Here is a 26,910-nt window from a genome sequence, read left to right as displayed (position 1 = left end):
CGCGGATGTCGCAGCGCTGCGTCGCGGCGGTGCGCCTTGCCACGCACAGGTGCGGATCATTCTCCCGCACGGCGGAATTGCCGCTCCGTAGACAGCGCCGCCTCACCCACTAAGATGCGATCAACAACAATAAACGGGAGGCGTCATGAAGTTCGGCATCTTCTACGAGCTGCAACTGCCACGGCCCTGGGTGCCCGGCGACGAGCTCAGGCTCTACCAGAACGCGCTCTCGCAGATGGAGCTCGCCGACAGTCTCGGCTACGACCACGCCTGGGTCGTCGAGCATCACTTCCTCGAGGAATATTCGCACTCGCCCTCGCCGGAATCGTTCCTGGCCGCAGCGAGCCAGCGCACGAAGAACATCAGGCTCGGCCACGGCATCCTCCAGCTCACCACCAACCATCCGGCGCGTGTCGCCGAACGTGTCGCGGTGCTCGACCTGCTCTCGAATGGCCGCTGCGAATTCGGCATGGGCGAGAGCGCGTCCATCACCGAGCTCACTCCGTTCGGGCGCGACATGGAGACCAAGAAGGAGGTGTTCGAGGAGGCGGTCGCCGCGATCTTCCCGATGTTCAAGGATGCCGGTAGCGAGCACCACGGCAAGTATTTCGACATCCCCCTGCGCAACGTGGTGCCGAAGCCGGTGCAGAAGCCGCATCCGCCGCTATGGATGGCGTGCTCGCAGCTGCCGACCATCGAGCGGGCCGGCCGTCACGGTTTCGGCGCGCTCGGCTTCCAGTTCGTCAGCGCCGACGCCGCGCACGCCTGGGTGCACGCCTATTACAACGCGATGACCAAGCGGCTGCACAAGCTGGCCGACTACGAGATCAACCCGAACATGGCGCTGGTGTCGTTCTTCATGTGCGCCAAGACCGACGAGGAGGCGCGTGCGCGCGCCGACGGCGCCACCTTCTTCCAGTTCGCGCTGCGCTTCTACGGCGCCGCGCAGAACCGCCAGCGGCCCGCGCCCTACACCGTCAACATGTGGGATGAGTACAACAAGTGGAAGCGCGACAACCCGGAAGCGCAGGAGGCGAGCTTGCGCGGCGGCCTGATCGGCTCGCCCGAGACCATCCGCAGGAAGCTGAAGCGGTTCCAGTCTTCGCACATCGACCAGGTCATCCTGCTCAACCAGGCCGGCAAGAACAGCCACGAGCACATCTGCGAATCGCTCGAGCTGTTCGGCCGCGAGGTGATGCCGGAGTTCCAGGACGATCCGGCACAGGCCGAATGGAAACGAGGCGTGATGAGCGGCGAGATCGAGCTGGAAGAGATCGACACGGAGGCTTTTACGGATCGCTACGGCAAGCTCGCCATCAACGTCGCGCCGGCGAAGGCTGCGGCGGGGTAGGGCTCGCACTTGGCCGCATGGCCCCCGGCTCAGCAGCGCATCGTTGCACGCTGCGCAGAGCCGGGACCCGAGAGGCGTCGTGAACCGCCGTCTCCGGCTTTCGGCAAAATCCCGCGGCTGCTATCCTCCGCTAAAAGAACTTCGGTGGAGGAAACCAATGCGGCCCCAAGGGATGGTCTCAAATCCTGCGGCCGGCGATGTCACGCCGGCGGTGCTCGCCATCGGCCGAGCTGACTTTCCGAACATCCTCATCGACACGCTGCGCCGGCAGGCCGGGGTCGGTCATTGCATGGTGTTTGCGCTGACGCGCGCGGGCGCGGCCCGTTGTTTGCTGGACGCCGGCAACATCCCGATCGGCGGCGATCTCGGCGCCGCCTATGCCGGCCAGTTCCACGAATCCGATCCGAACCGCGATGCGCTGTTCGAGGCCGAGGGCGATGCGCCGATCATGCTCCCGTGCTTCGCCCCGCGCATGTACGGCGCGCGCTATCGCAAGATCTTCTTCAACGATTCAGGCATCGTCGACAAATGCGCGACCGCGATCTGGACCGGCGACACCTGCTTCTACGTCAACTTCTATCGCATCGCCGCGCAAGGCCGCTTCGACGACGAACAGTGCCGACGGCTTGCGGCAATCGCACCGGCGATCGCTGCGAGCGTCGCGCGCCATTTCCAGGGAAGCGCAACGCCGGACCAGACCCTCGCCGCGCTGTTCGCCACCCGCGCGCCGCTCGCCGATCTCACGCCGCGCGAGCGGGAAGTCTGCCACCGCATCCTGCTTGGCTTCAGCTCCGAAGCGATCTCGAGAGGACTCGGCATCAGCCTGCATTCGACACTGACCTATCGCAAGCGCGCCTATGAACGGCTGGGCATCTCCTCGCAGAACGAATTGTTCGCGATCGTGCTGCGGTTGCTCTCGGGGCCTCACGGACCGAACTGAGGGGACACCAGGTTCGCGATATCTGCTTTCCGAGAGCAAACGGAGCATGCAGTCTGGCCGCCATGATCGTCGTATTTTGACCCAGAGCGGACATTGAACCAGTCGAAACAGCTTCGTAGAAACAAATATTACCGGGGTCGCCATTGTTCGCGAAACTGCCCTGGAGTGACGCCAGCGATCCTCCGGAAGGCGCGGGTAAAGTGGGCAGGATCCGCGTAGCCAGAAGCGAAAGCAATTTCGATGATCTTGGAATCGGTGTTACGTAGGAGCTGCCTGGCATTTTCAAACCTGACAGCATCCACCAGCCCCGAATAAGTAAAACCGGCCCGCGAGAGCTGGCGTTGAAGGCTTCGCGCACTGATGCCCGCCATTTCTGCAATTTCAGCAAGCATTGGAGGTCGCTCGTCAAGATAGGACGGAAGCATCAGCTTTAGTACCTGGATGAAATCAAAACCGGAATGTTGGACGTGGTCGTTCAGATCGATAGAACTTTCGTTGGACCTGTTAGGAAGTGCCAGAAGCGAAACAGGCACGTCGATCCACGATGCCCCTTGACCGGACAGGAATCGAGAGGTTGGCCAAAATGACTGGCAAGCCGGACCCGGCGTGTACCGCGCTTCAAAGGCGATAGTTGCGGGAGCCCAATCCGGTCCGGCGAACTGCCGGACGATGTAAATCGGAAAAGCGTTCTGAAGCCACTGCGAATGCTCGAGATGCTGAAGCCCCTTGGTCCCGGCAAGCCTGCTGCAATAGCGCGCATGATCGTCGTGATACTCGAGCCAGTTGCTCAAGTTTGAGTCTTCAAGCGATGCCCATTTGCAGGCCTGTTGCAGCGCGACAAGCAGCGTCGGAGAATGACGGATCAAAATCCGGGTTCTTTCACTCAGGTGGCCGAAGTGTAGCGTCCTGGCAGCGTGGAATCCGAAATCCTCAATACCCTGCGACCTGCTGGCAAATGCTGCAAACTCGATCGCCGGCAAAATGGGAACGTAGTGATCGGATTTTTCCTCCAACGAAGCGGGTAGTCGAAACCTTTCCAGAAGGGAAGCGGCTGGCGTGCCAAGATTATTCAGAATGTCCACGAAGGGACTAAGGTGTTGGCAACGTGTCAAATGAATCTTCGGCACTGACTGCACCTCAAACGAAAACTTGGGAAAATACTAAGAACGCAGCTTGTCGGGCACAATCCTTCCGAGAGAATTTCAGGTTTCAGACAATCCCATTTGGCGAAAATTCTGGCGCTTGGTGGCCAGAGGGGGCTTTCATGGGGCCATAGTCTCTTGATCCGAATTCCATCGAGGGAGCATAGGCTTCGCGCCTCATACCAACCGATGAGAGCTGTCCGCTTGCCTTCATCCAAGGCGGTCCGCGCCGCCATTGTCGCATCGCTGCGGCACGGTGACGCAACCCTCGATAGAACGGCGCAAGCGCTCAAGATCAGTGGCCGTACATTGCAGCGTCACCTCGAGCGCATGGGCACAAGCCACAGCAAACTGCTCGCAGAGGTGCGTTTGCAGATCGCCTGCCACTTGCTCGCCGATTCGAGTAAGCGGTTGTCGGACATCGCAGAATCACTCGGCTATACCAACGCAAGTAGCTTCAGCCGATCTTTTGCACGTTTGATGAAAATTCAACCTGTTGTTTACCGGCGGCAGCAACAGAGCCGCGAGCATGATCGGCTGAATGCCCGCCGTCGTTCTCGCGCGATTGACCGCTAACAATTCCTGACGATTGGCGCGAAATGGCAAGACGCGCGATGTGAATTGGCGCGAAATGCAGAACGATTGCTGCGGCGGGGTCAGCGTCACCATCGCGAACGCGCTGTCCCGCCATTGATCTATACCAATTCCTGACAAGAGAAGCCGTCTTGTCTCGGCGGCGCTGCTCCAAGGCATTCTTTAATTGTTGCTGATCGAAAGAACAACCAGCCTGCAAAGGAGAAGACCATCATGACGGTTCGTCTTGCGATGATCGCGGTTTGCGCCGCTGGCTTAGTGGCTTTCCCGCACAAACTTCTGGCTCAATCGTCGGCAGAGAACAAGCGGCACATTCCGCTCGAGAAATCCATCGGTCAGGCAAAGCCGGAAGTGGTCCCGTCTCTTTTTGTCCTCAACTCGCGCGGCGCGAGCCTGAAAGAAGGGACGCTGGTGCTGACGGGAATTTCACCGAATGCGATCGTGTTTGCCGATCGGCCTGTTCGCGCCGCGGGGCACGATCTCACGTCGCGAATTGTCGAGGATTGGGGCAACGGGAGCGACAACTTCGCGAAGGATCCCCCGAACGCCACCGTGTCAGGATTCAAGAAGGACGGATCATCCGTGGTCGATGCCGTCGTCGTACTGAAATCGCCCAGGCTTGAGGGTGACAAGCTGACCTTCGATGTCGACGTACTCGAAGGCGATCTGGCTGGAGCGGATGGCCCGGCATCGGTTTTTATCGACATCATTGGCCGGCCGTTCACGCCGTTGTCTTTCGCCGGCGTCGCCCGCCGTACGGCCTGGCGCGGAGCGTTCTACCGTGGCGCTGCTTTCGCGGGAGCGGCTGCTGTGGCTGGCGCGGCAGCGTACCCTTATTACGCCCCCCGGTGCGGATACTATCCGTATCCGCCTTGTTACTGAGCAACGCGACCGGCCACGTCACGACCGCTGAGCCGACAGGTGGAAGGTCGGCCCGATCTAAGCCCAACACGAGTTCACAGGAGGGAGATCATGGAACGAACCACCATGATTGCAACATCGCTGATCGTCGTCAGCATTCAGTCAGCGCATGCGCAGACGGACCTGAGCAGTTATGCCAACGCCAGAAGGCTATCTGGATGTTCAGAAGCTGACATGCGCGCAGCTCGCCGGAACGTGACAGGGAGACGCCGATCTTCTCACTGCCTGGTATAGCGGTTGGTACAACGGCCTCGCGCGCAAGCACTACCTCGACATCAAGAAGTCCCGCGAGGCGGAGCACGAAGTGATCCAATATTGCAAGGCACATCCTGACCAGCTCATCATCGAGGCGATCGCTGTGGTCTTCAAGGATATGAGAGCGGCGCTCGGGATCAAGATGCAACCGTAATTGTGGGATTGGGCACCTTGTACGGCAGGCCGACAGTCGGAGCCGCCTGCCGATAGTTCGAAGACCATTCGATTTGCAAACAGGGAGAGAACGATGGAGATCACACGTCGCAGTCTTGCGCTTGGCGGAATGAGTCTGCTCGCCGGAGCGGGAATAGCTCAGTCGGCCGGCGCTCAGGAGGGGTCTTTCCTCGGGGTAGGTCAGGGCCTGGAGGACTTCTGGCTCGCGAGCGACGCCTACATATTCGGCTATCCGTTGGTGACGATGGAGATGACTCGTCGGGTCCTCACGAATGTTGCCGAGCCCGTCGGAACACGGGGGCCGATGGGCCATATCATCAAGCTGCGTCAATATCCGGACGCATCGTTCCGGGATGTCACGGCACCGAACGCAGACACGCTCTATACAACTTCGTTCTTTGACGTCGGAAAAGAGCCATGGGTCCTCAGCATCCCGGATATGAAGGGGCGCTATTTCCTGATGCCGATGCTGGATGGCTGGACGACGGTGTTCCAGGTGCCGGGGAAGCGCACCACCGGCACGGGCGCACAGGCCTACGCCATCACCGGGCCCGGCTGGAAAGGCAAACTGCCGGACGGGGTGAAGGAATACAAGTCGCAGACCAATATTGTGTGGTTGCTCGGCCGCATCTATTGCACGGGAACTCCGGAGGATTACGCCGCCGTGCATAAGCTGCAGGACGAGTTCAAGCTCGTGCCGCTCAGCGCCTACGGCAAGCCATACACACCGCCTCCGGGAAATGTCGATCCGTCGATCGACATGAAGACGGCTGTCCGTGAACAGGTCAATCGCATGGACGCAGTGTCGTATTTCAAGCTGCTCTGCGACCTCATGAAAACCAATCCGCCATATGCTGCAGATGCCCCCCAGTTAGCCAAATTTGCCCGGATCGGCATCGTCCCCGGCCAGGATTTCGATGAGAGCAAGCTCAAAGCGGACTTCCTCAGACGCTTGCCGGAACTATCGGTCGACAGGATCATGCTCCAGTTCAAGATCAACAAAGCTATCAAGGACGAGAATGGCTTTGCCTTCACGACGAAAGGCGGCATCTACGGCACCGACTATCTGATGCGGGCACTCATCACCGCGATCGGACTCGGCTGCAACCGTCCGCAAGACGCGGTCTACCCGACCTCGGAGAAGGATGCGGAGGGCCACAAGTACAATGGCGCAAACAAGTACGTCATGCGGTTTCCCAAGGGGCACCTGCCTCCGGCGGAAGGATTCTGGTCGCTCACAATGTATGACAGCGGCTACTTCTTCGTGAGCAATCCGATCAACCGTTACTCGGTCAGCGCACGTCAAGAACTGAAGGAAAATCCGGACGGCTCGACCGATCTCTACATCCAGAAGGAGTCCCCCGGCAAAGAAAAGGAGTCGAACTGGCTTCCGGCGCCTGCGGGAGATTTCGTACTCATGCTGCGCATGTATTGGCCGCAGGAGACTGACCCGTCGATCATCAATGGCACATGGACAGTTCCCGGCGCCAGAAAGGTTGCTTGAGAGTACGAACTAGGGTCGCCCCCCGCTCCGCGGGGGCGGATTTCTTACTTGGAGCTTAGTAGATTTCCCTGACCACGAGCTAATCTCATGCTCATCATACTGACGCTTTACCTGGTCTTGGTTTGGCTGGTCTTCTCAAAATTCAAGCTCCTTAGATTGGGGTGGGCTTCCGGCACAATCGCGGCCCTGATCGGCGCTTTCATCCTCGCGGTCTTCCTTGCGATGTTCAACTACCTCACGCCATCGGGAAGTTTCGTTGTCGGCTCGCGGGTGGGGGAGATCGCGCCCAACGTTTCCGGTCAGGTGACCAAGATTCCGGTTCTGCCCAACATGCCGGTGAAGGCGGGAACGACATTGTTCCAAATCGATCCGATGCCATTCCAGTACAAGGTCGATCAGCTTGAGGCCTCGCTGGCGGGGGCAAGGCAGCAAGTTCTCCAGCTTAGGGCGAGTTACGAACAGGCGAGCGCTAACGTCGAGGGGCTGACCAAGCAACTCGCTTATCACGACAAGCGGCTCGCCGATTACGCGCAACTGACCGGACAAGGGGCGCAAAGTGAATTTCGGTTACAGGACGCGCAGCTTCAGCAGGAGACGGCCCGATTCCAACTGCAGGCGGCCAAGGCAGCACAACAAAGCGCCAAGCTCGCTATGGACGCTGAGATCGGCGGCATCAACACGACCGTGGCTCAAGTCCAAGCTCAGCTCGAGGATGCCAAGTGGGAACTCGAGCAGACCACCGTCCGCGCGCCCGCCGACGGCTACGTGACTGCCATGGCCCTGTCAGCCGGCGACCGGGCAACGCAGGCGCGCGCCGTGATGTCGTTCGTTGTCACAAACGAGATCGCAATTCTTGGCATGTTTTCGCCCAACGGATTCCGAACCATAAAGCCGGGTGCGAAGGTCAAGCTGGTGTTCGATGACGATCCCGGCCGCATCTATAATGCGACGATCACGGCAATCCCGCAGGGTACGGGCGAAGGCCAGATTGCTGTTTCCGGAACGCTTACCCGGGCGGGTTCGATCCGGGGTGCCAGGACATATCCGGCACTTATCTCCATCCCGAAGGATACCGATCCCAGTCACCTCAAGCTGGGTATGCCCGGCACCGCGACCGTATTTGCCGATAATGCCGGTGTCATCGGACTACTCATGTCGATTCTGGTTTGGATCAGTTCTTACACCGCTTTTCTGTGAGGTTGCAGGAAAGCCCTCGATTGAGGCTGGTTTGTTGAAAAGCTTCGCGTGGACAAGAATCAACAAAAATGAGGCCAAACATGACAAACGCGCGATACGCAGTATTCTCGTCGCCGGGGCGGGAGAAGCGACCTGCGCCACGAATTGTAGCCGGATTGCTGGCGGCAGCTATTGCGTTTCTCTCGCAGCCTGCAAGCGCCGATGAGGGCGGCGTTTCCTACTGGCTTCCTGGCCGCTTTAGCAGCCTTGCTGCGACACCTCAGGTTCCCGGCTGGTCGATGGCGGCAGTCTACTATCACACCAGCGTAAGCGCATTTGGTACTGCGGCCGCCGCGAGAGAGGTTCACGTTGGCAGAATTCCCACAACAGTAAACGTCGATCTGAACTTGCGCTTGAATGGGCGGGCAGATCTTGTCCTGCTCAATCCCACGTTCACCTTCGCAACGCCGGTGCTGGGCGGGCAACTCGCCATCGGGGTAACGGGACTATTCGGGCGATCGAGCGCCGATCTTGCCGGAACGCTGACGACGGCTATTGGCCCCCTCGGGATAACGCGTGCGGGCAGTTTCGGCGACTCGATCACATCTATCGGCGATCTCTACCCGCAGGCGACACTCAAGTGGAATGCAGGCGTCCACAACTTCATGACCTATGTCACAGGAGATATCCCTGTTGGCGCTTACAGTTCGTCTCGGCTCGCCAATCTTGGCATCGGTCATGCCGCCATCGACGCCGGCGGCGGCTACACATACTTCAATCAGCAGGCCGGTTACGAATTTTCCGCCGTGGCGGGCTTCACCTACAATTTCAAGAATCCGGATACGCAATACCAGAACGGCATCGACTTCCACGTAGATTGGGGAGCCTCGCAATTTCTGTCGAAGCAGAACTTCGTCGGCCTCGTTGGTTATGCTTATCAGCAGATCACCGATGACTTCGGCCAGCATCCCGCCCTGGGAGGCTTTCGGTCGCGTGTGCTGGGCATCGGTCCGCAGGTCGGCTTCCTATTCCCCGTGGGGGACATGCAGGGATATCTGAACCTGAGAGGATATGGTGAGTTCGCTGCCGAGAATCGCCCGGCCGGCTGGAATACATGGTTGACCTTCTCAATCTCGCCGATGGCGCCGACCAGCACGGTCACGCCAACCCGGCGGCTAACGAAATAGCTGCGGGCCTCGCCAACCAATGCTGCCGGACACACCGTCAATCAGCCAGCTCTCTCACGTCATTTCGCAGGCGGCCGCACCGGCGTTTCTTCTTGGCGCACTGGCGGCCTTCATCGCCCTGCTGATATCTCGCCTGAACAGGATCATCGACAGATCGATCTATCTGAATCAGATCTCTGATCAGGATCAGGCGAGAAGCCGGCTGAAGGCAGACTTGCCCCGCCTTGTTCGGCGTGCCGCCATGATCAATCGTGCGATCTTCTGGGCCATTGTGGGAAGCATTTCGATAGGCATCGTCATCATCGTAGGCTTCGTAAGTGCATTCTTTGAGATCCGGCACGAAAGAGGCGTCGCCATCCTCTTCGTCATTTCTGTTTCAGTCTTCATCGTGTCTCTGATGGATTTCGCGCGCGAGGTTCGGATTGCGCTGAACGAATTTGACCACTACGGCTGATTTGGCACCACTCTTGTCTGTACTTGGCCCCCAAAGCCGTCGCTGACGAATGAACAAAGCATATCCGCTCCGCGGGGCAATTCAGACCTCTATTCGCTCCGCGATCAGAAGTGCGTTGTCCGCGTCGCCAGCTCAATATCGAGCGGTGCTCCCAATCTCATGTTGCCGAGCAGGAGTTCGGCGTTAACCATCGCCAACGGTTCCAGTCTGGGCGAAATCGCTTCGAAGTTTCTTAAATCTTGCTGGGTACCTCTTCCAGGCATGATGATCTGGGAGAAGACATGAGCAAGCGGGCCAGACGTGGAAAGGCGGAGACGCTCGCGCTACCGATGGCCGCGAGAGTTGCAATTGGCGCCGTGGCCGTCGCCGCGTTGGGGTACGGTTTGCTGTCTCGCCCCGCGAGCGTGCAACCGGCGCGGAAGCCGTCCGCGCAGGAAGCCCGGGCATCGTCGACTCCGGTTTACGTGTCGACGCCGGTTCAGGCATCAGCGCCGGCTCCGGCTCCAATTCCCGCCCCGGCGCCTCTGGTCGAGCCGCCGAAAGCCGCCGAAGGTCCCGGAGCACTTGTTCGGCAGGTGGTCGACTACGCCAGCCGCCAGCCGCCGGGCACCGTGATCATCGATACCAAGAACACATTCCTTTATTTCGTCCTGAACGACACGCAGGCGATGCGCTACGGCATCGGTGTCGGCCGCGAGGGCTTCACCTGGTCCGGTGAACAGACCGTGGCTCGCAAGGCGGAATGGCCGGATTGGCATCCGCCGGCGGAGATGGTCTCGCGTCAGCCTTATCTGCCGCGGTTCATGGCAGGTGGCCCCGGCAATCCGCTCGGCGCCCGGGCGATGTATCTGGGCGAGACCGAATATCGAATTCACGGCACCAACAACCCCGATACGATCGGGAAGCGGGTTTCGTCCGGCTGCATCCGGCTGACCAACGAGGACGTCGTGGACCTCTATGACCGGGTGAAGATCGGAGCCAAGGTGATCGTGCTTCCGGCAACCGCTGCCCGTCGTCCGGGAACGCCGCCCGACGCCGCCTTCCGATTGCCGGACCCGGCATCGCCGTCGAAGCGGCCCTTGGCGGCCAACGCGCAGATGCCGTCATCCGGACCGAAGATCGCCGAGGCCCGGTAACTCCAATGCCGCCCGTCCCTATCGTTAGGGACAGACGCCGGCGTCGGACCTCGCTAGTCTCCTGGAAACGAGAATCCAGGAGGGACCGCATTGAGCACGGCGCCGCGCATCGACATCGACCCGGCCGCCTTCTGGGCCGATCCCTATCCGATGCTCGCGAAGATGCGGCGAGAGGCGCCGATCGCCTTCGTGCCGCAGCTCGGCTCGACGCTGCTGACGAGCCGGGACGACATCTCGATCTCCGAGAAGCAGATCGACGTGTTCTCCTCGCACCAGCCCGCCGGCCTGATGAACCGGCTGATGGGCCACAACATGATGCGCAAGGACGGTGAGGCGCACCAGGTCGAGCGCCGCGCGATGTTTCCGACGGTCTCGCCGAAGACGGTGAAGGCGCACTGGACCGCGCAGTTCCAGGCCCATGCCGATCGCATCATCGCTTGCATCGAGCCGGGGCGGATCGATTTCATGCGCGACTTCGCGCTGCCCTTCTCCGGCGAGTGCCTGAAGTCGATCACCGGCCTCACCAATATCGGCTTTCGGGACATGGACGCGTGGTCGCAAGGCATGATCGAGGGCATCGCCAATTATGCCGGCGACCCCGAGGTCGAGGCGCGCTGCCACGCCGCGACGTCGGGCATCGATGCCGCGATCGACGACATGCTGCCGGTGATGTGCAAGCGTCCAGACCAGAGCATTCTCGGCGTGCTGCTCGCCTCGGGCATGCCGATGGAGAGCGTGCGCGCCAACGTCAAGCTCGCGATCTCGGGCGGCCAGAACGAGCCGCGCAAGGCGATCGCCGGCACGGTGTGGGCGCTGCTCACCCATCCCGGGCAACTCGATCTCGTGCGCAAGGGCGAGGTGTCCTGGCTGCAGGCCTTCGAGGAATATGCCCGCTGGATCTCGCCAATCGGCATGTCGCCGCGGCGGATCGCAAAGCCCTGGAGCATCCGCGACGTCGCCTTCGAAACCGACGAGCGCGTGTTCCTGATGTTCGGCTCCGCCAACCGCGACGAGAAGCATTTCGAGCGCGCCGATGCGTTCGACGTGAGACGAGATACGTCCAGGAGCGTTGCCTTCGGCGCCGGCCCGCATTTCTGCGCCGGCGCCTTCGCCTCCCGCGCCATGATCGCCGACGTCGCCCTGCCGACCGTGTTCGCCCGCGCGCCCCGGATCGAGATCGCTGACGACGAGCCGGTACGGATCGGCGGCTGGGCGTTCCGCGGGCTGCTCAATCTGCCGGTGAAGTGGCACTAGGCCGGTGGTGCTCGGGGCACCTAGTCCTCACACGTTCGGTGTCATCGCCCGGCTTGACCGGGCGATCCAGGGCGGATTCAAACGGTCGTCGCAACACCCTGAAGTGGAGGTTGCGATGAAAGATATAAGTCGACGTTCGGCGCGGTCAGGACGAGCGCCATTGCCATCGCCCGGCCGGCCGTCTGCGGCCGGACGCGATGAACAGAATAGATTTTGGAAGGCGATTGCCACAGGGCAGAGCAGCGAAGATGCTGCGTTTGAGGCCGGATTATCGCAACCTGTCGGAAGCAGATTGTTCCGAAAGGCAGGCGGCATGCCACCAGCGATGTTCAGATCTTCGGCCAAGCCTCTCTCCGGGCGCTATCTTTCATTGGCTGAACGCGAGGGAATTGCCCTTCTAAAAGTGCAGGGCCATTCCATACGGGAGATTGGGCGCCGCTTGGGGCGGGATGCTTCGACGGTCTCTCGTGAATTGCGGCGAAACGCGGCCACCCGCGGCGGCGGGTTGGATTATCGGGCAACAACTGCCCAATGGCATGCAGACCGATCTGCCCGCCGGCCCAAGCCGACCAAGCTTGCGCCCAACGTAGCCTTGCGCACTTATGTGGAGGACAGACTTGCCGGCAGGGTCGTAGCCCCGAGCGGAGCTTGTATTGCTGGCCCCCCCGTTCGGTGGAACGGCCGCCGGCATGGCCGGCGAAAGGATCGACGATGGGCCAAAGCCTGGAGTCCTGAGCAGATTGCCCGACGCTTGCCGATCGACTTCCCGGACGACAAGACGATGCGCATCAGCCACGAAGCCATCTATCAAGCTCTCTTCGTTCAGGGCCGTGGGGCGCTGCGCAGCGAGCTGACCGCCTGCTTGAGAACCGGGCGTGTATTGCGGATGCCCAGGGCGCGCATACGCAGGCGAGGCAAGGGCTTTGTCTCGCCGGAGATCATGATCAGTGAGCGCCCCGCTGAAGCGGCCGATCGAGCCGTGCCGGGACATTGGGAGGGAGACCTCATCCTCGGTCTTGGCAGCTCGGCGATCGGCACGTTGGTCGAACGCACGACGCGCTTCACAATGCTATTGCACCTTCCCCGGTTAGCGGGGCATGGCGAATCTCCGCGCCAGAAGAACGGACCAGCGCTTGCGGGACACGGGGCGGAAGCCGTGCGTGACGCGATCTCGCGCACCATCATCAATTTGCCCGAGGAACTACGTCGCACGCTGACTTGGGATCAAGGAGCCGAAATGGCTCAGCACGACCGCCTCAAGATCGATGCGGGCATCCAAGTCTACTTCTGCGATCCGCAAAGCCCTTGGCAGCGCGGCACTAACGAGAACACCAACGGGTTGCTGCGGCAGTACTTTCCGAAAGGCACAGACCTGAGCATCCACAGCGCCGAGGAGATATCCGCTGTAGCAGCGGCCCTCAATGCCCGACCCAGAAAGACACTGGGCTGGAAAACGCCGGCAGAAGCGCTTGACGAACTACTGTCATGAGTGAAGACAATTGGTGTTGCGACGACCGCTTGAATCCGCCCAGTACTCCGAGACGGTTGTGGTTGAATCGTTGGGCCGCGGCGTACTGGATTCCCCGCCTTCGCGGGGAATGACAGCGGAGATGGTGGAAGCTTCGCGCCCCAGTACCCCCAGTCCGCCATGGTGCCATTCTGCCACTGTATTGCCCGACGGGTCAAGTGAATTTCGCTAAATACGAAATTCGTTTCGTAACAAGACCTTGGCTACTGTGCATGGGGTTGTTTTCGCATTTTCATGGTGCTGGGGCGCCGTGCGTTCCGATTGTCACATTCGCGTGCGGAAAAATTCGCTCTGCATTCGTTCCGCGGATTGAAAGATTAATCATGCGCTGCGCCTCGCGCGCAGTGCGCGCATCGCTATTTTTCCGCACGTCTCGACACCTCCGATAAGCCGCACCATCATCCGACCAACACGAATGAATGACGGCCGCATGCGGCCGGGAGAGTGGAATGCAGCGTCGGGACTTTCTGAAACTGTCGATTGGAACTGCGGCCGTCGCCGCGTTCGCCTCGCGCGGCAACGCGCAAGGCGCGATGAAGGAGATTCGTATCGGCTACCAGAAGAACGGCGTGCTGGTCATCGCGCGCCAGCAGGCCGCCCTGGAAAAACATTTCGCCCCGCAAGGCATCGAGGTGAAGTGGATCGAATTCTCCTCGGGGCCTCCGATGATGGAGGCGATGAACGTCGGCAGCGTCGATTACGGCGCGGTCGGCGATTCCCCGCCGGTGTTCGCCCAGGCCGCGGGCGCCGCAATCGTCTATGCCGCCGGCCAGCCGATCACCAACGGCCAGGGCATCCTGGTGCCGAAGGATTCGCCCATCCGCACCATCGCTGAATTAAAAGGCAAGCGCACCGGTTTCACCAAGGGCTCCAGCGCTCACAACATCGTGGTGCAGACGCTGGAGAAGGCCGGCCTCACCTATGCCGACATCACGCCAGTCTATCTGACGCCGCCGGACGCCGGCCCTGCCTTCGCCAATGGCAGCATCGAGGCCTGGGCGATCTGGGATCCTTACTTCGCGATCGGCGAGACCAGGCAGAGCGGCCGCATCCTGATCAATGCGCGCGAGGTCACCAAGACCAATTCGTTCTACATCGCCAATCGCGACTTCGCGAGGAACCACGGCGAGATCCTGCAACAGATCGTCGACGTCACCACCGCGACCGCCCGATGGGCCGAGCACCACCGCGACGAGGTCGCGAAATCGCTCGCTGCGGTCACCGGCATTCCCCTCGACATCCAGACCATCGCAGCGAACCGCTCGTCATTCGTGGTCGGCCCCGTCACCGACGACATCGTCGCGACCCAGCAGGGCGTCGCCGACCGCTTCTACAAGCTCGGCCTGATCCCGAAGCCGATCGTGATTCGCGACATCGTGTGGCGCAACCCGGCAGCCTGATCGTGCCGACCGGCCTTCCCATCCACAAGGGTTTGAACATGAGACGTATCATTCAGCGTCTGATCGCAGCCATCGTGCTCTCGATCGGCATCGTCGCCGCCGCAGTCGGCACGACCTACGGTTAGGAGCACATCCATGAGCCAATCCAAGAGCAATATCCTCTGGTTCCTGCCGACCCATGGCGACGGGCGCTATCTCGGCACCGGCATCGGCGGCCGCGAGGTCGGCTTCAACTATCTGCGCCAGATCGCGCAGGCCGCCGATCAGCTCGGCTATTTCGGCGTGCTGATCCCGACCGGCCGGTCGTGCGAGGATTCCTGGATCGTCGCCTCGAGCGTGGCGCCGTTCACCGAGCGGCTGCGCTATCTCGTGGCGGTCCGTCCCGGCCTGCAATCGCCGAGCGTGGCGGCGCGCATGACGGCGACGCTCGATCGCATCTCGAACGGCCGGCTTCTCGTCAACGTCGTTACCGGCGGCGATCCGGTCGAGAACAAGGGCGACGGCGTCTTCCTCAGCCATGACGAGCGCTACGAGGTCACCCGCGAGTTCCTCGGCGTCTACAGCGACCTGCTCGCCGGCAAGACGGTCAATGTCGAGGGCAAGCACATCCGTGTCGAGGGCGGCAAGCTGCTGTTTCCTCCGGTGCAGTCCCCGCGGCCGCCGCTCTATTTCGGCGGATCGTCCGATGCCGGCATCGACGTCGCCGTCGACACCGTCGACAAATATCTCACCTGGGGCGAGCCGCCGGCGCAGGTCGCCGAGAAGATCGCGAAGGTGAGGGAGGTTGCCGCCGCGCGCGGCAGAAAGCTCTCCTTCGGCATTCGCCTTCACGTGATCGTCCGCGAGACCAATGAAGAGGCCTGGAGCGCTGCGAACGAGCTGATCAGGCATGTCAGCGACGAGACCATCGCGCTGGCGCAGAAGAACTTTGCCCGCATGGATTCCGTGGGCCAGCAGCGCATGGCGCAGCTCCATGGCGGCAGGCGCGACAAGCTCGAGATCGCGCCGAACCTGTGGGCCGGTGTCGGCCTCGTGCGCGGCGGCGCCGGCACGGCGCTGGTCGGCGACGCCCAGGCCGTCGCGGCGCGCATCAAGGAGTATCAGGATCTCGGCATCGATACCTTCATCATGTCGGGCTATCCGCATCTGGAGGAAGCCTATCGCTTCGCCGAGCTGGTGTTCCCGCTGCTCTCGCTGGAGCAGCCGAGCAACGTGACGAAGCTCCATTTCAACGGCGGTCCGTTCGGCGAGACGGTCGGCAGCGATCTCCGTCCGCAGCACCGGGTGTCGCAGTCATGAGCCTGATCGACAGCGTTTCGCTTCCGCGCAGCCTCCGCCTGCCGCGTCTCGATGGCCTGATCCAGTGGATCGTGCCGCTCGCCATCATCGCGATCTGGCAGGTCGCGAGCGTCACCGGCTTCGTGCCGACCCGTGTGCTGCCGGCGCCGAGCGACGTCGTGCTGGCCGGCTGGAAGCTGCTGCTTTCCGGCGAGCTCGTCCGCAACATCTGGGTCTCGTTCTGGCGCGCCTCGATCGGTTTTCTGATCGGCGGCAGCATCGGTTTCGCGTTCGGCCTCGCCAACGGTCTGTCGCAGCTCTCGGCAAGGCTCACCGACACCACGCTGCAGATGGTGCGCAACGTGCCGCATCTGGCGCTGATCCCGCTGGTCATCCTCTGGTTCGGCATCGACGAGAGCGCAAAGCTGTTCCTGGTGGCGCTCGGCGTCTTCTTCCCGATCTACCTCAACACGCTGCACGGCATCCGCACCGTCGATCCGCAGCTGATCGAGATGGGCCGCATCTACGGCATGACTGACGGCGAATTGTTCCGCCGCGTGATCTTTCCGGGCGCGCTGCCCTCGATCTTCGTCGGCATCCGCTTCGCGCTCGGCATCATGTGGCTGACCCTGATCGTCGCCGAGACCATCGCGGCGTCCTCGGGCCTCGGCTACATGGCGATGCAAGCGCGCGAGTTCATGCTGATCGACGTCGTCGTGCTCTCGATCCTGATCTACGCTCTGCTCGGCAAGCTTGCCGACAGCGCCTCCCGCGTGCTGGAGCGCCTGACGCTTTCCTGGCACCCCGCCTTCCAGAAACGTTGAGCAGAAATACTGGGAATCACATGCAGACAGCGCTTCGTACGTCCCTTCCCGAGACCGAGCTCGCCAGCCGCGCCAATTTCGTCCCTCATGCTCGTGTCGCGCACGAGGAGCGTCCGGTTCACACCGGCGGCCGGCCGCTCAGCATCCGGGGCTTGCGCAAATCCTTCGGCGCCAACGAGGTGTTGCGCGGCATCGATTTGCACATCCCCGCCGGCCAGTTCGTCGCGATCGTCGGCAAGAGTGGCTGCGGCAAGAGCACGCTGCTGCGTCTGATCGCCGGCCTGGACGAGATCGACGCCGGCAGCATCAGTTTCGGCGGTGACGTCCAGCCCGAAGACATCCGCGTGATGTTCCAGGAGCCGCGGCTGCTGCCCTGGGCCCGCGTGCTCGCCAATGTCGAGGTCGGCCTCGGCCGCGATCGTGCCTCCAGCGATGCGCATGCGCGTGCCGAGAAAGCCTTGGGCGAGGTCGGCCTCGCCGACAAGCGCGACCAATGGCCCTCGGTGCTGTCGGGAGGCCAGAAGCAGCGCGTCGCGCTCGGCCGCGCGCTGGTTTCGCGCCCGCGCGTGCTCGCCTTCGACGAGCCGCTCGGCGCACTGGACGCTTTGACCCGCATCTCGATGCAGCGGCTCTTGGAGCGCGTCTGGCGTGACCAGGGCTTCACCGCGATCCTGGTGACCCACGACGTCTCCGAAGCGGTCGCCTTGGCGGACCGGGTGCTGGTGATCGAGGAGGGCCGGATCGCCCATGACGTCACGGTCGACACGGCCCGGCCGCGCGCGCGCGGCTCGGCCGAGCTCGCAAGCCTTGAAGGCTCGATCCTGAGCCACCTTTTGTCGGCGGACGATCGTACCTAAATATGAGGGAAGCCCCGCTTCGGGGAGCAATGCCATGAATGTAGTGCCCCGCGATCTCATGACCGAAATCCCCGTCTCGTCCGCCGATTTTCGCGGCGCCATGCGCCACCTCACCGGCGGCGTCAGCGTCATCACCGCCGGGCGGGGCAAGGATATTACGGGCATGACGGTGACCTCGGTCACCTCGCTGTCGGTCGAGCCGCCGACGCTGCTCGTCAGCATCAACCGCGATGCCTCATCCTTTCCGCTGATCAAGCGCCACGGCGCCTTCGGCGTGAACATCCTCAACGCCGACCAGCTCGAGATTGCCGAGCGCTTTTCCGGCAAGGGCGGATTGAAGGGCGCCGATCGTTTCGCAGGCGCCAAATGGGTGACGGCGGTCTCGGGCGTTCCCCTGCTGTTCGGCGCATTGTCCGCCTTCGATTGCGAGGTCGAGGAGATCGTCGAACGCCACTCGCACGGCATCGTCATCGGCCGCGTCAGGGACATCAGGAACTCGGCCCGCACCGCGGCCCTTGCCTATTGGCACGGCCAGTATGTGGCGGTCGACCAGGACGAGGACGCCGCCAGGCTCGCAGACGTCAGCCTTCCCGCGCGCGGCCGCCGCGGCATTTGATCGCCGCGCGTGTCGGCGCGGAAGGCTGGCCTTTTCTCCGTCGTCGCTCTAGAAGCGCCTGAACCCCCATGCGGGACGGCAATGGAGCGGATCGATGAAACGCGTTGCAACCTGGGCCTTCTACGCCGTCGGCGCGCTTGCGATCGCCTATCTCGCGCTCTACGCCTACGCGATGTTCTCAGGCTCTCCGATCGTGCCGGGCGACCCCATCCACATCTTCCGCAAGCCCGACGCGCCGAGTTATTCGTGAGGCTCGGGAGGTCTCGTAGGGTGGGCAAAGCGAAGCGTGCCCACCGTTATCTCGTATAAGAGGCGATGGTGGACACGGCGCAAGTGCGCCTTTGCCCACCCTACGGCACCTTCATTCACCCGCGCAGAATCGCCAGCGCCAGCGCCTGTGCGCGCGGCACGATGCTGTCGAGCTCGAGATATTCCTCCGGCGTGTGCGCGAGCCCGCCGACCGGCCCGAGGCCGCAGATGGTCGGCGTGCCGACCGCGGCGGTGAAGCCGGAATCGGCGCAGCCGCCGGAGAATTCGCCCTGGAGCGTAGTGAGGCCGACCTGTCTTGCGGCGGCCTGATAATTTTCGAACAGCGCTTTCGAATCCGCGCTCTGCACCACCGGCACGAACTCGCCCTTGATCGTCAGCGTTGCACTCGTGCCCGGCACGTAGGAGGTCGTGACGATCGTCTCGATTGCGGCCATCACCCTCGCGCGGTCCGCCGGATCGACATAACGCAGGTCGATCTGACCCTCGGCGTAGGGCGCCGTGGTGTTGACGGACTGGCCGCCCGAGACGAGGCCGACATTCAGCGTGATGCCCTTGTCGAGGTCGGTCAGCGCATGGATCTGCACGATCTTGTGCGCGAGCTCGCCGATCGCGCTGATGCCGGCAGCGAAATTGGCGCCGGAATGCGCGGCCTTGCCGGTGATGCCGAGATGCATGAAGATGCCGCCCTTGCGGCCGGTGACCACGTTGCCGGTGGGGCGGCCCGGCTCCGAATTGAACACCGCGCGTGAGGCGCGTCCCTCGCGTTCGATCACCGGGCGCGAGGAGGGTGAGCCGATCTCCTCGTCCGAGGTGATCAATACCTTGATCGGGTGCGGTGAGCCGCCGAATTTGTGGAAGGCGGTTGCGACGAACACGTTCATGACGAGGCCGGACTTCATGTCGGCGACACCCGGTCCGTAGGCGCGACCATCTCGAATCGTGAAAGGACGCCGACCGGCCTCGCCCTTGCCGAATACGGTGTCGCGATGCCCCATCAACAGCACCGGCTTCTCGTTGCTGCCGGGCTTTGCCACTTCGGCATGGATCGCATCGCCGAAGGTGGCGTTGGCCTCGCGTCGGAACGGAATGCCGTGCTCGGCAAAGTGCCGCTCGAACCGCGCACCGACCGCATCGACGCCCTCCTTGTCGTAGGATCCGGAATCGATGTTCACGACGTCGCGGAGAAGATCGATCATCGCCTGCCGCTGCGACGCCAGCCAATCCGTGATTTGAGCTTCAGACATGTTCATCCTCGCGTGATTCTCGCAGGGTTATAGGGCCTGGCGTCGCCATGGCCTAGTCACGCGGCGCGGTTCGGTCATGCGAAGGATGCTCTTGAGGTTCGTCATTTCGCTGCGCTCGCAATGACGAGGCTGGCAGCCTGCATCAAACAAAATGCCCGGGACCAGCCCGGGCATCTGCGTTCTCTCAACCAGCGGGGCCGCCTACGCCCCCATCATCGGCATCCGCGGATACTCACCCGGCGTTCCCGCGGGCGGGATCGGGATGCCGCCGTCGGCATATTCGTTGAGCTTGTTGCGCAGCGTGCGGATCGAGATGCCGAGGATGTTGGCGGCATGGGTCCGGTTGCCGAGGCAGTGCTTCAGCGTCTCCAGGATGAGGTCGCGCTCGACATCGGCCACGGTGCGCCCCACCAGTGCGCGCGTCACCTGCTCCGCGGCCATGGTGGCGTGCGCCACGGCCGGCGCGGTCTTGGCGAGATCGAGGCGGTCGCCGTCCGGCGTGATGATGGCGTCGGATCCGATCTCGTCGCCGTGCGCCATCAGCACCGCGCGGTGCATGGTGTTTTCGAGCTCGCGGACGTTGCCCTGCCAGCGGTTGGCGGAGAGCACCCGGCGGGCTTCCGCCGAGATCGGGCGCAGCGGCACGCCGTTGGCCTCGGCGTATTTCTTCACGAAGTGCTGGGCGAGCTCCAGGATGTCGGCAGGGCGCTCGCGCAGCGGCGGGATCTTCAGATTGACGACGTTGAGGCGGAACAGGAGGTCCTCGCGGAACGTGCCCTCGCGCACGGCTTCGACGAGATTGCGGTTCGAGGTCGCGATGATGCGGATGTCCACCGGCACCGGCTTGGTGCCGCCGACGCGATCGATCACGCGCTCCTGGATGGCGCGCAACAGTTTCGATTGCAGGCGGACGTCCATCTCCGAGATTTCGTCGAGCAGCAGCGTGCCGCCGGTCGCTTCCTCGAACTTGCCGATGCGGCGCGCGACTGCGCCGGTGAAGGCGCCCTTCTCGTGGCCGAACAGCTCGGACTCCAGGAGGTGTTCGGGGATTGCGGCGCAGTTGATGGAGATGAACGGGCGTTTGGCGCGCGCCGAGCGGGTATGGACGTAACGGGCCAGCACCTCCTTGCCCGTGCCGGACTCCCCCGTGATCATCACCGATGCGTCGGAGCCGGCGATCTGCTGGGCGAGCTTGATCACCTTCGCCATCGCCTCGTCGCGATAGACCAGCTCGCGGGAATCGTTGGCGACCGCGGCGAGCACCGCGGCGATCAGCTCCGGGTCCGGCGGCAGCGGGATGTATTCCTTGGCGCCGGCGTGGATCGCGGCGACCGCGGCGCGGGCGTCGTTGGTGATGCCGCAGGCGACGATCGGGGCGTGGATGTGCTCGGCCTCCAGCCGTAGCACGAGGTCGCGGATGTCGAGGGCGACGTCGACCAGCAGAAGGTCGGCGCCCTTGCCGCCGCGCAGCACGCGCATCGCCTGCTCGTGATCCTCGGCATGGGTCACGGTGGCGCCGTTCTCCATCGCGATCTTGGTGGCGGTGGTGAGTTGGCCCTTCAATGTGCCAACGATGAGAAGCCGCATGTCAGTCTCCTGTCCGTCTGTTCGCGCTGCCGCGCGTCATGTCCTTGTATCTTGCGCTAGCCGCGTTCGGCCTTGATGATTTCCGTCATGGTCACGCCGAGCTTGTCCTCGACCAGGACGACCTCGCCGCGGGCGACCAGCTTGTTGTTGACGTAAATGTCGATGGCTTCGCCGACGCGCCGGTCGAGCTCGAGCACGGTGCCTGGTCCGAGCTTCAGGAGCTCGCCGACGTCCATCTTGGAGCGGCCGAGCACGGCCGAGACCTGCACCGGCACGTCGAACACCGCTTCGAGGTCGGCGGCGGCACGCGCCGCATATTCGTCCTCGTTGTAGCCGACGTCGGTGCCGGTCGGAGGCATCGGGCCGTTGAGATCGGGCAGCGGGACCTGTCCGTCTGTGTCGCTCATGGCTTAATTCCCCCTGCGGGACGCGATATAGCGTCCGACCATTTCGTCGATCTTGGCCGCGATGGCGCCGCGCTCCAGCACGACGCCGCCATCGGCCCATTCGATCCGGCAGTCGCCGGTGGCAATTTCCGGCTCGGCCAGGATCACCAGCCGGCCCTCGAAGCCGCTCTGCTTGGCGAGCCGCTCGATCTTCTCGCGCGCGGCGTCGTAGAGCGCATCATTGATGCGGACGACGAGATGCGGCGTCGCGACCAGATGCGAGAAGCAGTCCTTGACCAGCGCAACGACCTCGCCGAGCGGCTCGGCGGCGACGAGATCGGCGCACAGCTTGCGCGCCACCGCGACCGCGACCTCGACCGCCTCGGTCTCCATCCTGGTCTCGATGTTGCCGATGCCGGAGGCGACGCCCCGAATTGCGATGTTGATCTCCTCCATGGCGAGCGCGACGCGGCGGTCGCTCTCGGCCTTGGCCTCGCGCTGGCCGGCGGCAAAGCCCTGCTGGTAGGCGCGCGCCTCGGCTTCCGCGACCTTCTGGGCGATCTCGGCTGCCGTCGCGGCCTTCTCGCGCGTCGTCCGCTCGGGCGCCGCGAAGTCGGTATCGAACAGGAATTTTGCCGGAGCGGCCATCAATACACCAGCTCGTCGTCGGCGCGGTTCTTGGTCAGCATGATCTCGCCCTTGGCGGCGAGGTCCTTGGCGAGGTTGACCAGAAGCGCCTGCGCCTCGTCGACGTCGCGCAGGCGCACCGGGCCCATCGCCGCCATGTCGTCCTGGAGCATCTTGGCCGCGCGCGAGGACATGTTGCCGAAGAAGAAATTGCGGACGTCCTCGTTGGCGCTCTTGAGGGCGACGCCCAGCTTGTCCTTGTCGACGTTGCGCATCAGGGTCTGGGCGGAGCCGGAATCGAGCTTCACGAGGTCGTCGAAGGTGAACATCAGCGCCTTGATGCGCTCGGCCGATTCGCGGTTGTCCTCTTCCAGCGAGGTGATGAAGCGGGTTTCGGTCTGGCGGTCGAAATTGTTGAAGATCTCCGCCATCACCTCGTGGGCGTCGCGACGGCGGGTCTGCGACAGGTTCGACATGAATTCGGTGCGCAGCGTCTTCTCCACGCTCTCGATCACCTCCTTCTGTACCGCCTCCATCTTCAGCATGCGGTTGACGACGTCGAGCGCGAGCTCCTCGGGCAGGATGCCGAGCACGCGCGCCGCATGCTCCGACTTCAGCTTCGACAGCACCACGGCGATGGTCTGCGGATATTCGTTCTTGAGGTAGTTGGCGAGGACCTCTTCCTGCACGTTGGAGAGTTTCTCCCACATGTTGCGTCCCGCGGGGCCGCGGATCTCATCCATGATGCCGTTGACGCGCTCCGGCGGCAGGTATTGCTGGAGCAGGCGCTCGGTGGCGTCGAAATTGCCCATCAGCGCGCCGGAAGCCGACATGCGCGAGACGAATTCGAGCAGCATGTCCTCGACGGTGTCGACCTCGACGGTGCCAAGCGTCGACATCTCCAGCGAGAGCTGGCGCACCTCGTCGTCGTCGAGCAGGCTCCAGATCTTGCCGCCATATTGCTCGCCCAGCGCCAGCATCAGGATCGCAGCACGCTTCGGCCCGGCCAGCGCCTCGGTCTTGCTGCCCCCGCGGCTGCCGGCGCGCTGGCCCAGCGTGGAGATCACGCTGGTGATGTCGTTCGAATTGGCGTTTTGCAGGGAGGCGGCCATGTCAGATCACTTCTTGATTCACTTGGCAGAGTTACGTGGCTTGGGTTATTTCGCGGGTTCGGTGAGCCATTGGCGGATGATGGCGACGGTTTCGTTGGGGTTGCGCTCGGCGAGCTCGCCGACGCGATGAACGGACTGGGCGTGGACTTGGCCCTGGATGGTGGCGACGTCGATGGCGCTGGCGGCGCCGCTCGGCAGCAGCGGCTGGCCGGAGGCCGGCGCGGCCTCTTCCGACGCGGCGGGACCCGTCAGCACGCCGGAGATGGCGGCGGCGACCTCGTCGGAGGCGAGGATGCGCTTGACCAGCGGGCGGATCACCAGGAACAGCACGACTAGGCCGAGCAGCATCATCACGCCGAGCTCGACGAAGTACATGACGTCGTCCTTGGTGAACTGGAGCATGCCGAGAAAGCCTGAGGACTCGCCGATCGGCGCGGTGGAAGGCGCGTCGGCAAAGCGCAGATTCACGACCTCGACCTGGTCGCCGCGCTTCTGGTCGAAGCCGATCGCCGAGCGCACCAGGGTGGCGATGCTGTCGAGCTGCTCCTTGGTACGGTCCTGGTAGGCCAGCTCGCCCTTGTCGTTCTTGGAGTAGATGCCGTCGACCAGCACCGCGACCGAGATGCGATTGACCCGGCCGGCTTCGGTCACCTCGGTCTTGGTGGTGCGGGAGATCTCGTAATTGTTGGTCTCTTCGGACTTCTTGCTCTGGTCCTTGGCGGCAGCGCCGGCGTTGTTCTGCTGGCTGCCGGGCAGCTCGTTGTTGACGGTGACCTGGCCGTTGTTGTCGGCGGTCATGCTCTGCTCTTCGCGGGTCTGGCTCGAGCGCAGCACGCGGCCTTCGGGGTCGAACTTGTCCGAGGTCTGGGTGATCTTGTTGAAGTCGAAATCAGCGGAGAGCTGCACGCGGGCGCGGCCCGAGCCGACCACGGAGGACACGATGTCCTCGACCTGCTTGCGCATGCGCTTTTCAAAGGCGATGCGGCGCTCGTCTCCGACCGTTTGCTCCGGATCGGTCGCCGCGCCGTCGGCGAGCAGCTGCCCGGCCTCGTCGACGATCGAGACCCGCTGCGGCTTCAGCCCGTTGACGGCGGAGGCGACGAGATGGCGGATGGCGCGGATCTGCTGGGCTTCCAGCGAGCCGCGGACGCGGACCACGATCGAGGCCGACGGCTCCGGCGCCTCGCGCGCAAACAGCGGGCGCTCGGGCAGCACCAGGTGGACGCGCGCGGCCTGGATGCGGTCGATGGCGCGGATGGTGCGGGCGAGCTCGCCCTCCAGCGCGCGGAGATGGTTGATGTTCTGGACGAAGGAGGTGGTGCCGAGTGCGTCCGACTTGTCGAACACCTCGTAGCCGACGCCGCCGCCCTTGGGCAGGCCGCCCTCGGCGAGCTTCATCCGCAGCCGCGTGACCTTGTCCTTGGGCACCATGATGATGGAGCCCTCATTGCGGATCTCGAACTGGATGCCCTGGCGTTCCAGGTCCTTGATGATGCTCGAGGAATCCTCGACGCTGAGGTCCGTGAACAGCGTCGTCATCTGCGGCGTGGTGACGCGCATGATGACGAAGGCGAAGAAGCCGATGAGCGCGGCAGTGACCGCGATCATCGCCCCGAACCGGGCGGCACCGATACTCTTCAGAAAGTCCGCAAGCCCTTGCAAGCAACCGCCCCAACAGATTCGGCCGCTTTCACCGGAAAGGCCGAGTGGGCAATTATTGCCTAGGTGATGGTTTCGATATGGTTAACGAGAGTTAAGAGGTCGGACAAAACTGCATCAAGAAAAAAATCGGCCTCGCTGGGCGAGGCCGATTTTCGTCAAAAGCCGCAGATTTCCGGATCGCCTACTGGCGATATTGCTGGATGCGGGTGGTGCGAAGACCCGCCAGACCGTGCTGGTCGATGGAAAACTGCCAGGAGAGGAATTCGTCGACCGTCAGGGTATAACGGCTGCAGGCCTCCTCGAGCGAGAGAAGTCCACCACGGACGGCGGCGACGACTTCGGCCTTGCGGCGGATGACCCAGCGTTTGGTGCCCGGAGCAGGCAGATCCGCGATCGTCAACGGACTGCCGTCCGGCCCGATGACGTATTTTACCCTCGGGCGATGGGGTTCTGTCATGGCGTACTCACAAACTCTCAACCACTGAACTCACGCCCGTAACCCTACGCCCCGCGGCTTAAAAATCCGCTAAGCCTAAGGCTTCAATACAATTCTCGTTGAAACTTGCGGGAACACGGCCGTCTCGGCCGGCGGGAGACGCGATTCCGGCGGGCCAAGCGGGCAGAAGGTAAATACTTTACTAACGCCGAAAGTCATTCGCGGGCTCGGCGAAAGCCCTGACTCTGATCCGCCTCTCCCCGCTGGGGAGAGGTGCTCTGCCCTCAATAGGCGCTCGTCGCGATGATGCTCTTGACCTGGCTCAGCGTGTAGCTCGCACCGTCGATGGTGAGCAGCGGCGGCGACTGCGTCAGGTCGACCGACGACACCACGCCCTGTACCTGCGCGGCGATGCCGACATTGTTGTTCGCAACGTCCTTGCCGGTGGCCGAGATCGTGTACCTGCCGTCGGGCCATTGCGTGCCGTCATTGCCCATGCCGTTCCAGGTGAAGGGAATGTCGGTGCCGGCGGAGGAGCTGTATTTGCCGGTGAACACGGTCTGGCCGCTGGAATTGGCGATGGAGATCTCGACGGTGGAGTCGGTCGGCACGTTGAGATGCCAAATCGCCGCCGAGTTCGTCATGCTCGTGGTCGAGCCGTCGACCAGCGCGGTCTTGCCGACGAAGCCCAGCGCCTGGGTCGCCTGCGTGGTCTGCTGGAGGGTGACGAGCTGGGCCAGCGAATCGTTGGTCTTGAGCTGCTGCTCGACGCCGGCGAACTGAACCAGCTGCTGGGTGAACTGGTTGGTGTCGAGCGGATCGAGCGGGTTCTGGTTCTGGAGCTGCGTCGTCAGCAGCGTGAGGAAGGTCTGGAAATTGCCGGCGAGCGTCGACCCCGTGGTCGAGCTCATCGAGTTCGACGAGGAGGATTTCGGGATGTCGGTCGTCCCGGAGACGACGGAAGGGGCGGTGGCGGCATTCGTGGTGGTCATTTG

Annotated in this window: 27 protein-coding genes and 1 pseudogene; 19 read left to right on the top strand and 9 right to left on the bottom strand. The window is 62.9% G+C overall.

What is annotated here, in order from left to right:
• The first annotated feature begins 145 nt into the window (after window positions 1–145).
• Entirely contained in the window at window positions 146–1,351 is a 1,206-nt protein-coding gene (locus ABIA42_RS25200) for an LLM class flavin-dependent oxidoreductase (RefSeq protein ID WP_370120042.1), read from the top strand.
• A 157-nt stretch (window positions 1,352–1,508) separates the two neighbouring features.
• Window positions 1,509–2,291 (top strand): helix-turn-helix transcriptional regulator, encoded by a 783-nt coding sequence (locus ABIA42_RS25195; protein ID WP_370120045.1) that lies wholly within the window; start codon window positions 1,509–1,511, stop codon window positions 2,289–2,291.
• A gap of 128 nt (window positions 2,292–2,419) precedes the next feature.
• On the opposite strand, the gene ABIA42_RS25190 is transcribed toward ABIA42_RS25195, so the two are convergent.
• Complete coding sequence (locus tag ABIA42_RS25190; RefSeq protein ID WP_370120048.1) at window positions 2,420–3,418, bottom strand: helix-turn-helix domain-containing protein; 999 nt, start codon at window positions 3,416–3,418, stop codon at window positions 2,420–2,422.
• A 219-nt stretch (window positions 3,419–3,637) separates the two neighbouring features.
• Here ABIA42_RS25190 and ABIA42_RS25185 point away from each other — a divergent pair, with 219 nt between their 5' ends.
• The 17 genes and pseudogenes from ABIA42_RS25185 to ABIA42_RS25105 all read left to right on the top strand — a co-directional run bounded on the left by ABIA42_RS25185 (window position 3,638) and on the right by ABIA42_RS25105 (window position 18,841).
• The gene (locus ABIA42_RS25185) at window positions 3,638–4,009 is read left to right on the top strand and encodes an AraC family transcriptional regulator (RefSeq protein ID WP_271531150.1); all 372 of its coding nucleotides are present in this window, start codon (window positions 3,638–3,640) and stop codon (window positions 4,007–4,009) included.
• Between the two features lie 231 nt (window positions 4,010–4,240).
• A complete protein-coding gene (locus ABIA42_RS25180; protein ID WP_271531149.1) occupies window positions 4,241–4,909 on the top strand; it encodes a hypothetical protein in 669 nt (222 codons plus the stop codon).
• A gap of 105 nt (window positions 4,910–5,014) precedes the next feature.
• Window positions 5,015–5,357 (top strand): annotated as a pseudogene (locus tag ABIA42_RS25175) (HdeA/HdeB family chaperone).
• Window positions 5,358–5,450: 93 nt separating this feature from the next.
• Entirely contained in the window at window positions 5,451–6,881 is a 1,431-nt protein-coding gene (locus ABIA42_RS25170) for a DUF1254 domain-containing protein (protein ID WP_370120057.1), read from the top strand.
• Window positions 6,882–6,968: 87 nt separating this feature from the next.
• Window positions 6,969–8,078, top strand: a complete 1,110-nt coding sequence (locus tag ABIA42_RS25165; RefSeq protein ID WP_370120060.1) for an HlyD family secretion protein — start codon at window positions 6,969–6,971, stop codon at window positions 8,076–8,078.
• An 80-nt stretch (window positions 8,079–8,158) separates the two neighbouring features.
• On the top strand, window positions 8,159–9,244 hold the full coding sequence (locus ABIA42_RS25160; protein WP_370120063.1) for a transporter: 1,086 nt from the start codon (window positions 8,159–8,161) through the stop codon (window positions 9,242–9,244).
• Between the two features lie 19 nt (window positions 9,245–9,263).
• Window positions 9,264–9,698, top strand: coding sequence for a DUF2721 domain-containing protein (locus ABIA42_RS25155; RefSeq protein ID WP_271531145.1), 435 nt, complete (start codon window positions 9,264–9,266; stop codon window positions 9,696–9,698).
• Window positions 9,699–9,979: 281 nt separating this feature from the next.
• Window positions 9,980–10,834: a L,D-transpeptidase gene (locus tag ABIA42_RS25150; protein WP_370120066.1), complete on the top strand. Its 855-nt coding sequence runs from the start codon at window positions 9,980–9,982 to the stop codon at window positions 10,832–10,834.
• A 90-nt stretch (window positions 10,835–10,924) separates the two neighbouring features.
• The gene (locus ABIA42_RS25145) at window positions 10,925–12,088 is read left to right on the top strand and encodes a cytochrome P450 (RefSeq protein ID WP_370120069.1); all 1,164 of its coding nucleotides are present in this window, start codon (window positions 10,925–10,927) and stop codon (window positions 12,086–12,088) included.
• A 115-nt stretch (window positions 12,089–12,203) separates the two neighbouring features.
• Complete coding sequence (locus ABIA42_RS25140) at window positions 12,204–13,577, top strand: IS30 family transposase (protein ID WP_370120072.1); 1,374 nt, start codon at window positions 12,204–12,206, stop codon at window positions 13,575–13,577.
• Between the two features lie 488 nt (window positions 13,578–14,065).
• The gene (locus tag ABIA42_RS25135; RefSeq protein WP_370120075.1) at window positions 14,066–15,016 is read left to right on the top strand and encodes a sulfonate ABC transporter substrate-binding protein; all 951 of its coding nucleotides are present in this window, start codon (window positions 14,066–14,068) and stop codon (window positions 15,014–15,016) included.
• The gene (locus tag ABIA42_RS25130; protein ID WP_271531141.1) at window positions 14,995–15,141 is read left to right on the top strand and encodes a hypothetical protein; all 147 of its coding nucleotides are present in this window, start codon (window positions 14,995–14,997) and stop codon (window positions 15,139–15,141) included. Before ABIA42_RS25135 ends, ABIA42_RS25130 begins: the two co-directional genes overlap by 22 nt.
• 10 nt (window positions 15,142–15,151) lie before the next feature.
• Entirely contained in the window at window positions 15,152–16,315 is a 1,164-nt protein-coding gene (ssuD, locus tag ABIA42_RS25125) for an FMNH2-dependent alkanesulfonate monooxygenase (RefSeq protein WP_370120078.1), read from the top strand.
• A complete protein-coding gene (gene ssuC, locus ABIA42_RS25120) occupies window positions 16,312–17,118 on the top strand; it encodes an aliphatic sulfonate ABC transporter permease SsuC (protein WP_239626913.1) in 807 nt (268 codons plus the stop codon). Before ssuD ends, ssuC begins: the two co-directional genes overlap by 4 nt.
• A gap of 20 nt (window positions 17,119–17,138) precedes the next feature.
• Window positions 17,139–17,975: an ATP-binding cassette domain-containing protein gene (locus ABIA42_RS25115; RefSeq protein ID WP_370120082.1), complete on the top strand. Its 837-nt coding sequence runs from the start codon at window positions 17,139–17,141 to the stop codon at window positions 17,973–17,975.
• A gap of 34 nt (window positions 17,976–18,009) precedes the next feature.
• Window positions 18,010–18,591: a flavin reductase family protein gene (locus ABIA42_RS25110; RefSeq protein ID WP_370120084.1), complete on the top strand. Its 582-nt coding sequence runs from the start codon at window positions 18,010–18,012 to the stop codon at window positions 18,589–18,591.
• A gap of 94 nt (window positions 18,592–18,685) precedes the next feature.
• On the top strand, window positions 18,686–18,841 hold the full coding sequence (locus tag ABIA42_RS25105; RefSeq protein ID WP_028180679.1) for a hypothetical protein: 156 nt from the start codon (window positions 18,686–18,688) through the stop codon (window positions 18,839–18,841).
• Window positions 18,842–18,956: 115 nt separating this feature from the next.
• Here ABIA42_RS25105 and ABIA42_RS25100 read toward each other — a convergent pair whose 3' ends face one another.
• From ABIA42_RS25100 to ABIA42_RS25065, 8 genes are all read right to left on the bottom strand, one after another.
• Window positions 18,957–20,105: a M20 family metallopeptidase gene (locus ABIA42_RS25100; protein WP_370120088.1), complete on the bottom strand. Its 1,149-nt coding sequence runs from the start codon at window positions 20,103–20,105 to the stop codon at window positions 18,957–18,959.
• Between the two features lie 201 nt (window positions 20,106–20,306).
• Window positions 20,307–21,692: a sigma-54 interaction domain-containing protein gene (locus tag ABIA42_RS25095; protein WP_370120091.1), complete on the bottom strand. Its 1,386-nt coding sequence runs from the start codon at window positions 21,690–21,692 to the stop codon at window positions 20,307–20,309.
• A gap of 56 nt (window positions 21,693–21,748) precedes the next feature.
• Entirely contained in the window at window positions 21,749–22,099 is a 351-nt protein-coding gene (gene fliN / locus ABIA42_RS25090) for a flagellar motor switch protein FliN (protein ID WP_057027996.1), read from the bottom strand.
• 3 nt (window positions 22,100–22,102) lie between these two features.
• Window positions 22,103–22,726, bottom strand: a complete 624-nt coding sequence (locus ABIA42_RS25085) for a FliH/SctL family protein (protein ID WP_370120095.1) — start codon at window positions 22,724–22,726, stop codon at window positions 22,103–22,105.
• Complete coding sequence (fliG, locus tag ABIA42_RS25080) at window positions 22,726–23,817, bottom strand: flagellar motor switch protein FliG (RefSeq protein ID WP_271531133.1); 1,092 nt, start codon at window positions 23,815–23,817, stop codon at window positions 22,726–22,728. The genes ABIA42_RS25085 and fliG overlap by 1 nt, the downstream gene beginning before the upstream one ends.
• Window positions 23,818–23,862: 45 nt before the next feature.
• Entirely contained in the window at window positions 23,863–25,479 is a 1,617-nt protein-coding gene (gene fliF / locus ABIA42_RS25075; RefSeq protein ID WP_271531132.1) for a flagellar basal-body MS-ring/collar protein FliF, read from the bottom strand.
• A gap of 181 nt (window positions 25,480–25,660) precedes the next feature.
• Entirely contained in the window at window positions 25,661–25,936 is a 276-nt protein-coding gene (locus ABIA42_RS25070) for a DUF1153 domain-containing protein (RefSeq protein ID WP_002714638.1), read from the bottom strand.
• 263 nt (window positions 25,937–26,199) lie between these two features.
• Entirely contained in the window at window positions 26,200–26,907 is a 708-nt protein-coding gene (locus tag ABIA42_RS25065) for a flagellar hook assembly protein FlgD (RefSeq protein ID WP_271531131.1), read from the bottom strand.
• Window positions 26,908–26,910 lie beyond the last annotated feature (3 nt).

This window comes from Bradyrhizobium sp. USDA 327 (assembly GCF_041262065.1).
Classification (GTDB): Bacteria; Pseudomonadota; Alphaproteobacteria; order Rhizobiales; family Xanthobacteraceae; genus Bradyrhizobium; species Bradyrhizobium liaoningense.
This window is presented reverse-complemented; position numbering and strand designations above follow the sequence as displayed.

Coding starts and splice junctions, on each gene's coding strand:
- ABIA42_RS25200 (WP_370120042.1), top strand. CDS start 146: ATGAAGTTCGGCATCTTCTACGAGCTGCAACTGCCACGGCCCTGGGTG.
- ABIA42_RS25195 (WP_370120045.1), top strand. CDS start 1,509: ATGCGGCCCCAAGGGATGGTCTCAAATCCTGCGGCCGGCGATGTCACG.
- ABIA42_RS25180 (WP_271531149.1), top strand. CDS start 4,241: ATGACGGTTCGTCTTGCGATGATCGCGGTTTGCGCCGCTGGCTTAGTG.
- ABIA42_RS25170 (WP_370120057.1), top strand. CDS start 5,451: ATGGAGATCACACGTCGCAGTCTTGCGCTTGGCGGAATGAGTCTGCTC.
- ABIA42_RS25165 (WP_370120060.1), top strand. CDS start 6,969: ATGCTCATCATACTGACGCTTTACCTGGTCTTGGTTTGGCTGGTCTTC.
- ABIA42_RS25160 (WP_370120063.1), top strand. CDS start 8,159: ATGACAAACGCGCGATACGCAGTATTCTCGTCGCCGGGGCGGGAGAAG.
- ABIA42_RS25155 (WP_271531145.1), top strand. CDS start 9,264: ATGCTGCCGGACACACCGTCAATCAGCCAGCTCTCTCACGTCATTTCG.
- ABIA42_RS25150 (WP_370120066.1), top strand. CDS start 9,980: ATGAGCAAGCGGGCCAGACGTGGAAAGGCGGAGACGCTCGCGCTACCG.
- ABIA42_RS25140 (WP_370120072.1), top strand. CDS start 12,204: ATGAAAGATATAAGTCGACGTTCGGCGCGGTCAGGACGAGCGCCATTG.
- ABIA42_RS25135 (WP_370120075.1), top strand. CDS start 14,066: ATGCAGCGTCGGGACTTTCTGAAACTGTCGATTGGAACTGCGGCCGTC.
- ssuD (WP_370120078.1), top strand. CDS start 15,152: ATGAGCCAATCCAAGAGCAATATCCTCTGGTTCCTGCCGACCCATGGC.
- ssuC (WP_239626913.1), top strand. CDS start 16,312: ATGAGCCTGATCGACAGCGTTTCGCTTCCGCGCAGCCTCCGCCTGCCG.
- ABIA42_RS25115 (WP_370120082.1), top strand. CDS start 17,139: ATGCAGACAGCGCTTCGTACGTCCCTTCCCGAGACCGAGCTCGCCAGC.
- ABIA42_RS25110 (WP_370120084.1), top strand. CDS start 18,010: ATGAATGTAGTGCCCCGCGATCTCATGACCGAAATCCCCGTCTCGTCC.
- ABIA42_RS25105 (WP_028180679.1), top strand. CDS start 18,686: ATGAAACGCGTTGCAACCTGGGCCTTCTACGCCGTCGGCGCGCTTGCG.
- ABIA42_RS25100 (WP_370120088.1), bottom strand. CDS start 20,105: ATGTCTGAAGCTCAAATCACGGATTGGCTGGCGTCGCAGCGGCAGGCG.
- ABIA42_RS25095 (WP_370120091.1), bottom strand. CDS start 21,692: ATGCGGCTTCTCATCGTTGGCACATTGAAGGGCCAACTCACCACCGCC.
- fliN (WP_057027996.1), bottom strand. CDS start 22,099: ATGAGCGACACAGACGGACAGGTCCCGCTGCCCGATCTCAACGGCCCG.
- ABIA42_RS25085 (WP_370120095.1), bottom strand. CDS start 22,726: ATGGCCGCTCCGGCAAAATTCCTGTTCGATACCGACTTCGCGGCGCCC.
- fliG (WP_271531133.1), bottom strand. CDS start 23,817: ATGGCCGCCTCCCTGCAAAACGCCAATTCGAACGACATCACCAGCGTG.
- ABIA42_RS25070 (WP_002714638.1), bottom strand. CDS start 25,936: ATGACAGAACCCCATCGCCCGAGGGTAAAATACGTCATCGGGCCGGAC.
- ABIA42_RS25065 (WP_271531131.1), bottom strand. CDS start 26,907: ATGACCACCACGAATGCCGCCACCGCCCCTTCCGTCGTCTCCGGGACG.